The sequence below is a fragment of the Kineococcus sp. GCM10028916 genome (assembly GCF_042674865.1).
GTDB lineage: Bacteria > Actinomycetota > Actinomycetes > Actinomycetales > Kineococcaceae > Kineococcus.
The window spans coordinates 518251-531389 of record NZ_JBHTFM010000016.1; the positions used below are offsets into that span (position 1 = coordinate 518251).

10 protein-coding genes and 1 tRNA gene are annotated in these 13139 nt (G+C 71.2%); all 11 read left to right on the forward strand.

Annotated elements, in window-relative coordinates; translation table 11 throughout:
* Window positions 1-59 precede the first annotated feature (59 nt).
* Window positions 60-1388 (forward strand): ABC transporter substrate-binding protein, encoded by a 1329-nt coding sequence (locus ACFQ46_RS16170; protein WP_380260388.1) that lies wholly within the window; start codon window positions 60-62, stop codon window positions 1386-1388.
* Complete coding sequence (locus tag ACFQ46_RS16175) at window positions 1385-2305, forward strand: carbohydrate ABC transporter permease (protein ID WP_380260389.1); 921 nt, start codon at window positions 1385-1387, stop codon at window positions 2303-2305. Before ACFQ46_RS16170 ends, ACFQ46_RS16175 begins: the two co-directional genes overlap by 4 nt.
* Window positions 2302-3192, forward strand: a complete 891-nt coding sequence (locus ACFQ46_RS16180) for a carbohydrate ABC transporter permease (RefSeq protein ID WP_380260390.1) — start codon at window positions 2302-2304, stop codon at window positions 3190-3192. The genes ACFQ46_RS16175 and ACFQ46_RS16180 overlap by 4 nt, the downstream gene beginning before the upstream one ends.
* A 28-nt stretch (window positions 3193-3220) precedes the next feature.
* A complete protein-coding gene (locus ACFQ46_RS16185) occupies window positions 3221-6073 on the forward strand; it encodes a sugar-binding domain-containing protein (protein WP_380260391.1) in 2853 nt (950 codons plus the stop codon).
* Window positions 6074-6152: 79 nt separating this feature from the next.
* Window positions 6153-6225: transfer RNA gene (locus tag ACFQ46_RS16190), tRNA-Arg, on the forward strand.
* An 835-nt stretch (window positions 6226-7060) separates the two neighbouring features.
* Window positions 7061-8005 carry a hypothetical protein gene (locus ACFQ46_RS16195; protein WP_380260392.1) on the forward strand — a complete coding sequence of 315 codons (945 nt, stop codon included), beginning with the start codon at window positions 7061-7063 and terminating at the stop codon, window positions 8003-8005.
* A gap of 181 nt (window positions 8006-8186) precedes the next feature.
* Complete coding sequence (locus ACFQ46_RS16200; protein ID WP_380260393.1) at window positions 8187-9485, forward strand: extracellular solute-binding protein; 1299 nt, start codon at window positions 8187-8189, stop codon at window positions 9483-9485.
* A gap of 28 nt (window positions 9486-9513) precedes the next feature.
* Window positions 9514-10473: a carbohydrate ABC transporter permease gene (locus tag ACFQ46_RS16205; protein WP_380260394.1), complete on the forward strand. Its 960-nt coding sequence runs from the start codon at window positions 9514-9516 to the stop codon at window positions 10471-10473.
* A 1-nt stretch (window position 10474) separates the two neighbouring features.
* Window positions 10475-11362 (forward strand): carbohydrate ABC transporter permease, encoded by an 888-nt coding sequence (locus ACFQ46_RS16210; RefSeq protein WP_380260395.1) that lies wholly within the window; start codon window positions 10475-10477, stop codon window positions 11360-11362.
* 39 nt (window positions 11363-11401) lie between these two features.
* On the forward strand, window positions 11402-12184 hold the full coding sequence (locus ACFQ46_RS16215; RefSeq protein WP_380260396.1) for an aldo/keto reductase: 783 nt from the start codon (window positions 11402-11404) through the stop codon (window positions 12182-12184).
* Window positions 12181-13137 (forward strand): D-2-hydroxyacid dehydrogenase family protein, encoded by a 957-nt coding sequence (locus ACFQ46_RS16220; RefSeq protein ID WP_380260397.1) that lies wholly within the window; start codon window positions 12181-12183, stop codon window positions 13135-13137. Before ACFQ46_RS16215 ends, ACFQ46_RS16220 begins: the two co-directional genes overlap by 4 nt.
* The last annotated feature ends 2 nt before the right edge of the window (window positions 13138-13139 follow it).

Genomic DNA, 13139 nt, shown 5'->3' on the forward strand with positions numbered 1-13139 from the left:
GACGTCGGACCCACGGCGTGGTCCCCCGTGACACCCACCCCCGAGTCGACGAGGACGCGATGCAGACCCGATGGCCCCAGCCCACCCCCTCCCGCCGGACCTTCCTGGCCGGTGCCGGACTCGCCGCGACGGGTTCCCTCGCCGGCTGCGCGGACGCGGCCTATGGCCCCGCGGCCTCGTCCGGCGCCGTGGACCTGCAGATGTGGACCCACGACCCCGGGTACGTGAAGACGTTCACCGAGTCCGCCGCGGAACTCTCGACGACGTCCCCGTTCCGCTACGACGTCCAGGTCACCCAGAGCGCCGCCGGCGACGTCATGACCCGGTTCGTCAACCAGGCGATCGTCGGCAAGGGCACCCCGGACCTCACGGGCATCGAGGTCGGTCAGTTCAACCGCGTCATGCGCAGCGGCGTCGCCGGCGACATCCTCGTGGACTGGACCGACGACCTCGAGCAGTACGGCGACGACCTGCTGCGCCGACAGCCCTACTCCGTCGACGGGGGTGTCTACGCGATCGAGTCCGACACCTGCCTGAGCATCTACTGGTACCGCGAGGACGAGTTCGCGAAGAACGGTCTCCCGACCGATGTCGACACCTGGGAGGACCTCCTCGAGGTCGGCGCGGCGCTGCACCGCAGGACCGGGCAGTCGCTGGCCATGGTCGGGACCGGCACCCCGGGCGACACCGCGAACTCCCTGCTGCAGTGGCTGCTGCAACGCGGGGGCGGGTTCTTCGACGAGGACGGGAAGCTCGTCCTGGATTCCCCCGAGGCCGTGGAGACGGTCGACTGGATGGCCCGCGGCGTCGCCAGCGGGGCGCTCATCAACCTCCCCGACGCCTACGGCGCCCCGTTGGCGGCGGCGTTGAAGCAGGGGCAGCTGATCGGGACGTTCATGCCGAACTGGTACAACGCCTACGGCCTGCAGGCCAACGTCCCGGACCAGAAGGGGTTGTGGCGCATGCGCGTCGCCCCCCGCTTCGCCGGCGGCGGGCACATCGCCTCCAGTTCCGGCGGCACCGGGTTCGCCGTCACCAAGGACAAGGTCAACACCGAGGCGGCGAAGGAACTCCTCACCGCCACCTACCTCACTCGTGAGGGACAACTGCTGCGCTACAAGGCGGCCGGCTACCTGCCGACCTTCCGGTCCCTCTACTCCGACCCCGAACTGCTCGCCATCGAGGACGACTACCTCGGGGGTCAGCGCGTGTTCGAGGTCCTCGGCGAGGCCGCCACCGACCTCCCCGCGTTCTACCAGAGCCCGAACTACGCGATCCTCCAGTCCGCGCTCGCCGGGCCCGTCCAGGCCGCGATCCGCGGGCGCACCACCGCCTCGCAGGCCATCGCGGACTCCGTCGAGAACTACCGGAAGCAGGCCCGGGAATGACCACCACGACCGCCCCGCGCACCACGACCGTCACCCCCACCACCACGGGCGCGACCCCCAGCCGGGCCCCCTACGTCTTCATCTCCCCGTTCTTCGTCCTCTACGGCCTCTTCATGATCGTCCCGATCGGGGTCGGGGCCTACCTCAGCCTCACCGACTGGGCCGGCATCGGCAGTCCGACCTTCGTCGGGCTGCAGAACTACCGCTGGCTGTTCACCGACACCAGCTTCTGGACCGCCGTCGGGAACACCGCGATCTACGTCGCCGTCAGCATGCTGGTCGTCCTCCCGCTGGCCCTGCTCATCGCCCAGGCGCTCAACGCCCGCGGACTGCGCGGACGCGACCTGTTCCGGCTGTCCTACTTCACCCCGGTCGTGCTCTCGCCCATCGTCATCGCCCTGGTCTTCACCCTGTTCTACGACCGGGAGTTCGGCCTGTTCAACGCCTTCTTCCGCGGCGTCTTCGGCTGGGGCGGCATCGACTGGCTCGGCGACCCGTCGTGGGCGAAGCTCAGCGTCGTCCTGCTCGTCGTCTGGAAGTGGACGGGCTACATGACCATCTTCTTCCTCGCCGGTCTGCAGAACGTCCCCCGCGAACTCTACGAAGCGGCGGCCCTCGACGGTTCCGGACCGGTCCGGACGTTCTTCGCCGTCACCCTGCCCGTGCTGCGACCGGTCACCGCGTTCGTCGCGGTCACGACCCTGGTGAGCAGCGCCCAGATCTTCGAGGAGCCGTACCTGCTGACCCAGGGCGGTCCGGGCGAGTCGACGCTCTCGGTCGCCCAGTTCATCTTCCGCGCCGCGTTCGAACGCCAGCAGATGGGCTACGCCGCGGCCGCGGGCGTCGTCATGTTCGTCCTGGTGTTCGCGCTGGGCCGCACGGCCAACCGAGTCTTCGGAGTGGGAGGTACCCGGTGAGCACCACCGTCCAGCAGGACCCGGCGCTCCGCGCGCCGTCGCCCCGCCCGCAGCGGACCCGCCGACCGCTCACCCCCGGCCGGGTCGCGCTCTACGTCGTCCTCGTCGTCCTCGTGGCCGTCTTCGTGTTCCCGCTGCTGTGGGCGCTGTCGGCCTCGTTCAAGGCCCGGGGTGACATCTTCGGCTACCCGCCGTCGTTGCTGCCCTCCCCCGCCACCCTGGAGAACTACCGCAACCTGCTCTCGACCCAGCCGTTCTGGTCCTGGTTCGCGACCTCGACGCTGGTCGCGGTGCTGTCCACGGTCGTGGCCGTCTTCGTCTGCGCCCTGGCGGGGTTCGGCTTCGCCAAGTACGAGTTCCGCGGCAAGCGGATCCTCTTCGACGTCATGTTCAGCTCGCTGGCCGTGCCGTTCGCGGTGATCGTCGTCCCGCTGTTCATCGTGCTGGTCAAGAGCGGTGTCACCGAACCCCTCGTCACCCTGATCGTCCCGTGGGTCGCCCCGGCCTTCGGCATCTTCATGATGCGCCAGTTCATCGAGCAGAGCGTCCCGGACGAGATCCTCGAGTCCGCGCGCCTCGACGGCTGCTCGGAGTTCCGCACCTTCCTGCAGATGGTCCTGCCGCTGATGCGCCCGGCGCTCGGTGCGCTGGCGGTGTGGAACTTCCTGAACAGCTACAACAGCTTCATCTGGCCCCTGGTCATCGTCTCCGACCCCGACCGGTTCACCCTCCCGCTGGGCATCCAGGCCCTCTACGGCGCGCAGAGCCACCAGATCGACATGGTCATCGCGGCCTCGGTCCTGGCCGCGATCCCCAGCCTCGTCGTGTTCGTGCTGCTGCGCAGGCAACTGCTCGAGGGGCTGACCGCCGGTGCGGTCAAGAGCTGACGACCCACCACCGATCGGAGGACCCACGATGCCCGACGACGTACCCGATCACCACGTCCTCGACCTGAGCGGCCCCTGGCGCACGGCCCTCGACCCGGACGGGGTCGGTGAGCACGAACGCTGGTACCGCCCCGCGGTCCTGGACGCCGTCGCGACCCGGGACCTCACGTTGCCGGGCTCCGTCCAGGAGCAGGGGTTCGGCGATCCCGTCACCCTCGAGACCCCCTGGACGGGTCTCGTCGTCGACCGGTCCTTCTACGAGGACGAGAGGTACGCGCCCTACCGCGAGGACGGGAACGTCTCGGTCCCCTTCTGGTTGCAACCGCACACGTACTACCGCGGGGCGGTGTGGTTCCAGCGCACCGTCGACGTCCCCCCGGACTGGGCCGGGCGGCGGGTCGTCCTCCACCTGGAGCGGGTGCACTGGGAGTCCGTCGTCTGGCTCGACGACCGCCGGACGGGTCCGCAGCGCAGCCTCTCGACCCCGCACCGCCACGACCTCGGCGAGCTGCAACCCGGTCGGCACGTGCTGACCCTGCGGATCGACAACCGCACCGTCGTCGACGTCGGCCCGAACGCCCACAGCGTCAGCGACCACACCCAGGGGAACTGGAACGGGGTCGTCGGGGAACTCCGCCTCGAGGCGGTCCCATCCGTGACGATCCGGCGCGTCACCGTCGTCCCCGACGTCGCGCGCCGCAGCGCCCGCGTCCGGGTCGACCTGGCCGGCGGACCGCTCGGCGTCGGCCACGGGACGGTGATCGTCTCCGCACGGCGGTTCAACGTCCCCGGGGAGCACGTCCCGCCGCCCGTGACCGCGAGCTACGACTCCGACGGGGACCAGGAACTCACCGACCACCCCCGCGACCTCGGCGAACGCGGGATGACCGGCAGCGGTGGCCACCTCGACGTCGACCTGCCCCTCGGCGCGGACGCGCAGACCTGGGACGAGTTCCACCCGGCCCTCTACGAGGTGACCGTGGAACTGCTCGCGACGGTGCGCGACCGGCGGGACCACCACACGCGGCGCACCACCTTCGGCCTGCGCGAGGTGGGGGTGCGGGGGACGCAGGTCACCGTCAACGACCGGCCGACGTTCCTGCGCGGCACCCTGGAGTCCGCGGTGTGGCCGCTGACGGGGTACCCGCCCACCGCGGTGGAACCCTGGCGCCGGGTCCTGCGCACCGTTCGCGCGCACGGCCTGAACCTGGTCCGCTTCCACTCCTGGTGCCCCCCGGAGGCGGCCTTCACCGCCGCCGACCTCGAGGGCGTCCTCCTGCAGGTCGAGGGCCCGGTCTGGGCGAACCAGGGCGCCGCGCTCGGCGAGGGGCGCCCCGTCGACCGCTTCCTCCACGAGGAGACCGAACGCATCCTCGAGGCCTACGGGAACCACCCCTCGTTCGTGGCCATGGCGCACGGCAACGAACCGGCCGGGCGCGACGTGGAGTTCCTCGGCGCCTGGGTGGCGCACTTCCGGCGTCTCGATCCCCGCCGGCTCTGGACGAGTGCCGCCGGGTGGCCGGCGATCCCGGAGAACGACTTCGACAACGTGCCCGACCCCCGTCTGCACCGGTGGGAGGAGGGACTCGGTTCCCGGCTCAACGCCACCCCGCCGGAGACGGAGTCGGACCACTCCGCCTTCGTGACCGCGGGAGCGCGACCGGTCGTCAGCCACGAGGTCGGGCAGTGGTGCGCGTACCCGGACTTCCAGGAGGCCTCGAAGTACACGGGACTCATGCAGCCGAGGAACTCCGGGATCTTCGCCGACTTCCTGCGCCGGAGCGGGATGGCCGACCAGGCCGAGGAGTTCCTGCACGCGTCGGGTCGCCTGCAGCTGCTCTGCTACAAGGAGGAGGTCGAGACGGCGCTGCGGACTCCGGGTTTCGCGGGTTTCCACCTGCTGGGGCTCAACGACTTCCCGGGGCAGGGCACGGCCCCGGTCGGGGTCCTGGACGCGTTCTGGGACGAGAAGCCCTACGCCACCGCCGCGGAGTTCGCCCGGTTCTGCGGTCCCGTCGTGCCGCTGGCCCGCCTGCCCCGGCGGACCCTGCGCACCGACGAGGCGTTCTCCTTCGACGTCCAGGTGGCCCACTTCGGGCCGGGCGTCCTGGACGCGGAGGTCTCCTGGCGGGTGGAGGACACCGACGGTCCGGTGCTGGCCGGTGGGGTGCTGAGCCGGGGAGAGGTCCCCCACGGCAACGACGCGCGGCTGGGCACGGTGACGCTCGAGCCGGGGTGGAGCGAACGCACCCGCCAGGTGCGGCTGGTGGTCCGCGTCCGGGCGAGCGGTGGGACCGTCCACGAGAACGACTGGTCGCTGTGGGTCTACGCCCCCGCGCCCGCCCCGGAGCCGGAGGTGACCCGGACCGCCGACGTCGAGGAGGCGCTGCGCCTCACCGCCGCGGGAGCGACGGTGCTGCTGACCCCGGACCCGGCCCGGGTCCGCACGGAGGTCGAACTGGGTTTCACCCCCGTGTTCTGGAACACCGCGTGGACGCGGGACCAGGCTCCGCACACGCTGGGGATCACCCACGACCCGGGACACCCGCTCTTCGCGGGCTTCCCCTCGCAAGGACACACCGACTGGCAGTGGTGGGACCTGCTGCACGGCGCCAAGGCCCTCGTGCTGGACGGGCTGCCCGCGAGTCTGCGCCCGCTGGTGCAGCCCATCGACACCTGGTTCTCCGCCCGGCGCCTCGGGGTCCTGCTGGAGGCCCGGGTGGGGACGGGCCGGCTCGTCGTGTGCACGCTCACCCTCGACGACTCCCCCGCGGCCACGGCCTTCCGGCGTTCGCTGCTGTCCCACGTCGCCGGGGACGCCTTCGCCCCGGCGACGGAGCTCACCCCCGACGAGGTCCGCGCCGTGCTGGCACCCGTCTGACGCACGGGTGCCCTCGGACGTACCCTGTGGCCCGCGCCCACTCGCTAGGGTGGGCGCGCCGGCCACGACGGCGGCACCCGCGCTCGTAGCTCAACGGATAGAGCGACCGGTTTCTACCCGGTTGGTTGGGGGTTCGAGTCCCTCCGAGCGCACCCGCAGCGAGAGCCGCACCGTCCCCGGGGTCCGGCCGGTGACGTAGAGGCGCACCCCCTCCGCGTCGTGACCGCCCCGCAGGTACTCGTACTGCTCCCCGCCGGAGTAGCGGGCCGGCTGGGCGGGACCGTCCCCGCCGCCCGGGCCGATCTCCAGGACGTCGCTCCCCACGGACCAGCGGCAGCGCTCACCGGTGAGCCGGTAGGTGTCCGCCGACACCTGCTCGGCACCCTCCAGGGTGCCCCCCGGGCGCAGGGACAGTTCTAGCGCGAAGGACGTCGCGGCCCCGGCGGTACGCACGACCACCTCGACCCCGTCCGGGCCGGGCAGGACCTCGACCTCGGTGTCCAGCTCGACGGCGTCGACGGCACGCCGCTCGAAGGCCATCGCGGCGTGGAAGCGGCCCTCGTCCCCCAGGGGGTACGCGCCCAGGGGATCGTGGTCGGCCGCCGCCAGCGGCTGGTAGTAGCCGGCCCGCAACCGCTGACGCAGCACGTACCCGCCGCCGTCGCGGGGTTCCAGCGTCTCGCTGCGGAACGGCCCGAGCCCGAAGAAGTCGCTGGAGAGGCGCAGCGACTGCACGACGGCCGACCCGTGCCGGAAGCGCAGGAAGGTGGCGGTGTTGGCCGTTCCCGACCGGACGCTCTGCACCGCGGGCTGGTCGCTGCCGCCGAAGACGACGGTGCGGGTGCGGCCGCTCGCCTCGACCGCCAGGCCGGAGTCCGGCAGCAGCGCAGCGCCGCTCCAGCGCCACTCCTCGGGTCCTGCGGGCAGCGCGAGCCCCAGCCGCGGGTGGGCCATCACCTCGGGCAGGCCGTGGCGACCGTCCAGGCCGTGGCGCTGCAGCGAGCGGGCCGCGGCGGCGAAGTCGGGGCGGTCCTCCTCGAGGGCGAAGCGCCGGTAGGGCAGCACGAACGCGGTACCGGGGTGGCCGACCTCGTGCTGGTCCTGACGCCGGGAGTGGACGCTCTCCAGCAGCCCGTCCTCGTCGAGCAGGGGCAGGAACGCCTCGAGGTTGCGCCGCACCGGGTCGAGCAGGTCGGGGCGGTCCAGCAGGTCGGCGAGGACCAGGAGCGAGGGGTTGGTGACGGCACCGGCGTAGAGCGGGCTCCGTTCGGAGTACATCCCGTCGGACTGCTGGTCCACGCCCTCGGCCAGCCACTCCTCCACCCGCGCGCGGACGGCGGGCTCGTGCCCGAGCAGTGCGTCGAGGCGGGCCAGGGCGCTCGCGAGCTCCCACCGGTGGTTGGGGGTGTGGACGCCGCCCGTGAGCAGGGGCGGCAGCGTGCGGCGCCCGATCTCGCGCAGCCCGTCCGCGATCCCGGTGAGCGCCTCCTCCCGGCCGGCGAGCTCGGCGGTGAGGCAGAGGTCGTTGACCGTGAACGCGGTGTCCGGCGGGGAGGCGAGGTTGGAGCTGTCGAAGAGGCCGCTGGGGGTCTGCGCCGCGGCCAGTTGCCCCAGCAGCCCGTCGGCCGGCGGGAGCAGCCGGTCGTCGTGGTGGTGCTCGGAACCCGGGTGGGACCAGGCCGCCACGAGGGACTTCAGCCGGGCGGTCGTCTCGCGGTGGGCGAGCGGGCTGAGCGTTCCCGCCCGGCCGGCGAGCAGTTGTGCGACCCTGCGGTCGAGGTCGGCGACCAGCAGGTCGGTGAACCCGCGGTCGAGGAGTTCGGGAGCGGGGTCGGGGTGCACGCGATCAGTCCTCCGGGCGCTGGGGTGGGGGGTCGTCCCGACGCACGCGGGGGCAGCGGTCCGACGGACGTCAGTGTGCACATGTTCTGACGTGAAGTCATCCCGACTCCAGCGGCTCTCGGCACTTGACGAGGTAAGGGCTTTCCGCCTAACTTGCCGGAACTGCCGCTGCTGCTCAGGGCAGTGCCGTCCACCTCCCCCGGTCAGCCCTGACCGGCCTCCACCGCCGGCGGAGGAGACGGTTCGTGACCGGAGACGAGGACGTCCAACCATGCGCGAGTTCACCACCAGTCGTCGATCCATCCTCCTCGGCTCCCTGGCCGCAGCGGCCACGGGAACCGCCCTGACCGCCTGCGGTTCGGACGATTCCGGTACCGGTGGCGGTGACGCCAAGAAGATCACCTTCTGGCTCTCGGCCAGCGAGGCCCAGGCCGCGGGGTACTACGACCTGGCCGACGCCTTCAAGGCGGCCAAGGGCATCACGGTCGAGATCGTCAACGTCCCCTACGACGGGTACCAGACGAAGCTGCGCCAGGCCGCGCAGGCCGACTCCCTTCCCGACGTCGCGAGCGCGCCGTCCCTGGACCCGATCTGGACGAACAAGCTGCAGGACCTCACCGCCGTCGCGACGAGCGCCACGAACAAGATCGACGAGAAGCTCTACCAGAAGACCGACGACGGCAAGATCCTGACGATCCCCTCCGACATCACCGCGGCCGGGCTCTTCATCAACACCACGCTCTTCCAGAAGGCCGGGGTGGCCTACCCGACCGACCCCGCGAGCACCTGGACGTGGGACGAGTTCCTCGCCGCCGCGACGCAGGTCCGCACCGCGGCCGGCGCCCAGTACGACCTCGTCTACGACGCCTCGCCCGCGCGCATCCGGGCCTTCCTCTACGAGCACGGGGCCAAGGGCTTCCAGCTCAACGAGAAGGGCACCGAGTACTCCGTCGACGACGACACCACCGCGGCGCTGCAGAAGTTCGTCGACCTCAACGACGACGTCGTCATGCCGAAGTCCGTGTGGACCTCCGGGGGCGACCCGAACGCCCTGTTCAAGAGCGGCCAGGTCGTCGCCTACTTCTCCGGCGTCTGGCAGATCGCCGACTTCGCCGAGAGCATCACCCAGTTCGAGTGGGCGGCCGTCCCGACCCCGGCGCAGCCGACCCAGGCCACCGACATCAACTCCGGCGGCAAGGTCGTGGCGTTCGACAACGGCGACACCAAGGACGCGGCGATGCAGTTCGTCGAGTTCCTCTACGACCCGGCCAACTACACCAAGGTCGCGGCGAAGAACGGCTGGCTGCCGGTGGAGAACGACCTCGAGGTGGCCTACCCGGGGACGAACCAGGCCGCCCTCGACGGCTACGCGCTCTACCAGAAGGAGATCGAGCTCGCCGACCCGATCTCCACGTCCGGCAGCGACGCGGGTGAGAAGCTGACCCTCGCGGGCAAGGCCATCACGACCGACCCCACCAAGGACGAGGTGGGCAAGGCCATCAACGGTCAGCAGACCGTGGCGGAGACCGTGGCCAACATCGTGAAGCTGCTGAACGAGCAGATCGCCTGACGTCCGCTCGCGCTCCCCAGGAGGTTCGATGACCCCCACCTCACCGGGCCCGGTCCCCGCCGCCGTCGGGACCGACCCCGCTGCCCTCGTGCAGGCTCCGCGAGCCTCCGCCAACCGCCGACGCGCGGCGCGCTACCGCCTGGCGCCGCTGCTGTTCGTCGGCGTCAACGTGGTCCTGTTCCTCCTGTTCTTCGTCTGGCCGGCGGTGACGGGGCTGTACTACTCGTTCACCAGCTACACCGGGGTCGGCTCGGCCCCCTGGGTGGGCCTGGCCAACTACGAGAAGCTGCTCGGCGACGCCGGGTTCTACTCGGCGTTCGGCCGGACGGTCCTGTTCGCCGTCATGTCGGTGCCGCTGAACTACGTGCTGTCGCTGACCATGGCGACGCTGCTGACGAGCCCGCACGCCAAGGGCAAGACCGTGGCGCGGGTCCTGTTCTTCATCCCGTGGCTCATCTCCCCCATCGTCGCCGGCGTCATCTGGCGGTGGATCTTCGGCGAGAACTTCGGGCTGGTGAACTTCCTCATCACCTCCCTCGGCGGCTCGGCCGTCCCGTGGCAGTCCAACGCGAACCTGTCGCTGGTCATCGTCGCCATCGCCGGCGCCTGGGGCGGGACGGCCTTCAACATGCTGCTGTTCGTCGCGGCGCTGCGCAACGTCCCGACCTCCTACTACGAGGCCGCCTCGATCGACGGGGCCACGTCCTGGCAGCGGTTCCGCTACATCACGCTGCCCAGCATCGCCCCGACGTCGTTCATCGTCATCCTGCTCGGCAGCCTCGGGGCCATGAAGGAGTACGCGCTGCTGCAGTCCCTGAACGGCGGTGGACCGGGCACGGAGAACAACCTCGTCGTCCAGTACATCTTCCGGACGGGCTTCCAGCAGGGCCAGATCGGCTACGCCAGCGCCGCCTCGTTCGTCCTCATGGCCGTCCTCATGGGCATCGCCCTGCTCCAGGTCCTCGTCAACCGACGCCGGGAGGCGTGAGATGGCTCTCTCCTCGCTGCCGCGCCCCAAAGCACCGGCTCTGCGCCGCAGCACCCGGATCCGTGAGGGCGGCTCGCCGGGCCGCACCGTCGGGGCCACCGTCCTGCTGTGGCTGCTCGCCGTGCTCTACGGCTTCCCGGTGCTGTGGTTCGTCCTGTCCTCGTTCAAGCCGGCGGGGGACCTCTTCTCCTACCCGCTGACGCTGCTGCCGAAGAACCCCACGTTCGCCGGCTACGAGCAGGCCTGGACGAGCTTCAACTTCGCCGGCTACTTCACCAACACCCTCATCGTGGCGGTCAGCACCACCGTCCTGACGGTGCTGGCGAGCGCCATGACGGGATACGCCCTGGCCAAGTACCAGAACTGGTGGCTCAAGGCGTTCTTCATGTGCATCCTCGCCACGACGATGCTGCCGACCGAGGTCATCCTGTCGCCCTCGTTCCTCGTGATCCGCGACCTGGGCCTCTACAACCACCTCGCCGGCATCGTCGTCCCCTCGATCATCACCGCCACCGGCTGCTTCATGTTCCGGCAGTTCTTCTCCACGGTGCCGAACGAACTGCTCGAAGCGGCCCGCATCGACGGCTCGAACGAGCTGACGACCTTCGTCCGCGTCATGCTGCCGATCGCCCGCCCCATCATGATCACCCTGGCGATCTTCTCCTTCCAGTGGCGGTGGAACGACTACATCTGGCCGCTCATCGTCCTCAACGACCCGAGCAAGTTCACGCTCCAGATCGGCATCCAGAGCATCGTCGGGGCGCAGAACGTCAACTGGTCGGTCCTGCTCGGCGCCTCGGTCATCTCGATCGTGCCGCTCGTCGTCATCTACCTGGTGTTCCAGCGCTACGTCATGAACGCCGACATGAACGCGGGCCTGAAGGACTGAGCGGGTGCGGGAGGCTCCCGCGGGTCGTAGCGTCCCCGCGTGAGCACTCCCAGCACTCCCGTCCGGACCCTCGACGGCACGCTCGACCTGCCCCTCGTGGGGCTCGGCACCTACGGCCTGCGCGGTGCCGCGGGTGAGCGGTCGCTGCGCAGCGCCCTCGACCTCGGGTACCGCCTGCTGGACACCGCGACGATGTACGAGAACGAGGCCGAGGTCGGCCGGGCGATCGCGGGCCACGACGACGGTGACGACGTGGTCGTCACCACCAAGCTGCGCCAGGACCACGCCGGCCGGGAGGACGAGTTCCTCGCCCGCAGCCTCGAACTGCTGGGCCGCGACGTCCTGGACCTGTGGCTCATCCACTGGCCGCCGGAGGGCCGGGCCCGTCCCGACGTCTGGGAACGGTTCGTCGCGGCGCAGCAGCGCGGGCAGGTCCGCGCCATCGGCGTCAGCAACCACTCCCTCGCCCAGATCGACGAGCTGACGGCGGCCACCGGGGTGACCCCGGCCGTGAACCAGGTGAAGTGGGGTCCGCGGCTCTTCGACGCGGACCTGCTGCAGGGTCACCTCGACCGCGGGATCGTCCTGGAGGGGTACTCCCCGTTCAAGGCGACCAGCCTGCAGGACCCGGTCCTCACCGGCGTCGCGCGGGCGCACGGCGTGAGCGCCGAGCAGGTCGTCGTGCGCTGGCACGTGCAGCACGGGGTGGTCGTGATCCCCAAGTCGGGTGATCCCGGTCGGCAGGCCACCAACCTCGACGTCGACGGCTTCGCCCTCACCGACGACGAGGTCACCGCGATCGACGGGCTGGGGCGCGGGTGAGCCGGCGCGTGGTGGTCCTCGACGACTACCAGCGGGTGGCCGCGGGGTTCGCCGACTTCTCGGGTCTGGGCGAGGTGGACTTCGTCCACGAGCACCTCGCGGGAGACGCCCTGCGCGCACGCCTGGCCGGCGTGGAGGTCGTCGTCGCCATGCGCGAGCGGACACCGTTCGGGGCGGCGGAGTTCGCCGGTCTGCCCGACCTCCGCCTGCTGGTGACGACGGGGATGGCCAACGCCGCGATCGACCTGCCCGCGGCCGCGGGCCACGGGGTCCTGGTCTGCGGGACGGGGATGGCCGGCACACCGACGACCGCGACGCCGACGGCCGAACTCACGTGGGCCCTCGTGCTGGCCCTGGCCCGGCGGGTCCCGGCCGAGGACGCGGGCCTCCGGGCGGGGCACTGGCAACTGGGCGTGGGGCTGGACCTGGCCGGACTGACCTTCGGCACGATCGGGCTGGGGAACCTCGGCCGCCGGGTCGCGCGGATCGCGCAGGCCTTCGACATGGAGGTCCTCGCGTGGTCGGAGCACCTCGACCCGTCCCAGGCCCGGGAGCTCGGCGTGGAACCCGTCTCGAAGGCGGACCTGCTGCGCCGCAGCGACGTCGTCTCGGTCCACACCCGGCTCTCCGAACGCACCCGCGGTCTGCTGGGTGCAGCGGAACTGTCCGCGATGAAGCCGACGGCGTTCCTGGTGAACACCTCGCGGGGCCCGGTCGTGGACACCGACGCGCTCGTGGCGGCCCTGCACGCGGGGACGATCGCCGGGGCGGGGCTCGACGTGTACGACGTCGAACCCCTGCCCCTCAGCCACCCGCTGCGCGAGGCCCCGAACACCGTCCTGACCCCGCACACGGGGTACGTGACGCAAGCCTCCTACCGCCGGATGTACCTCGACGCCGTCGAGGACGTCACGGCGTGGCGGGCGGGCCGCCCGGTGCGGGTGCTGGGCTGAGC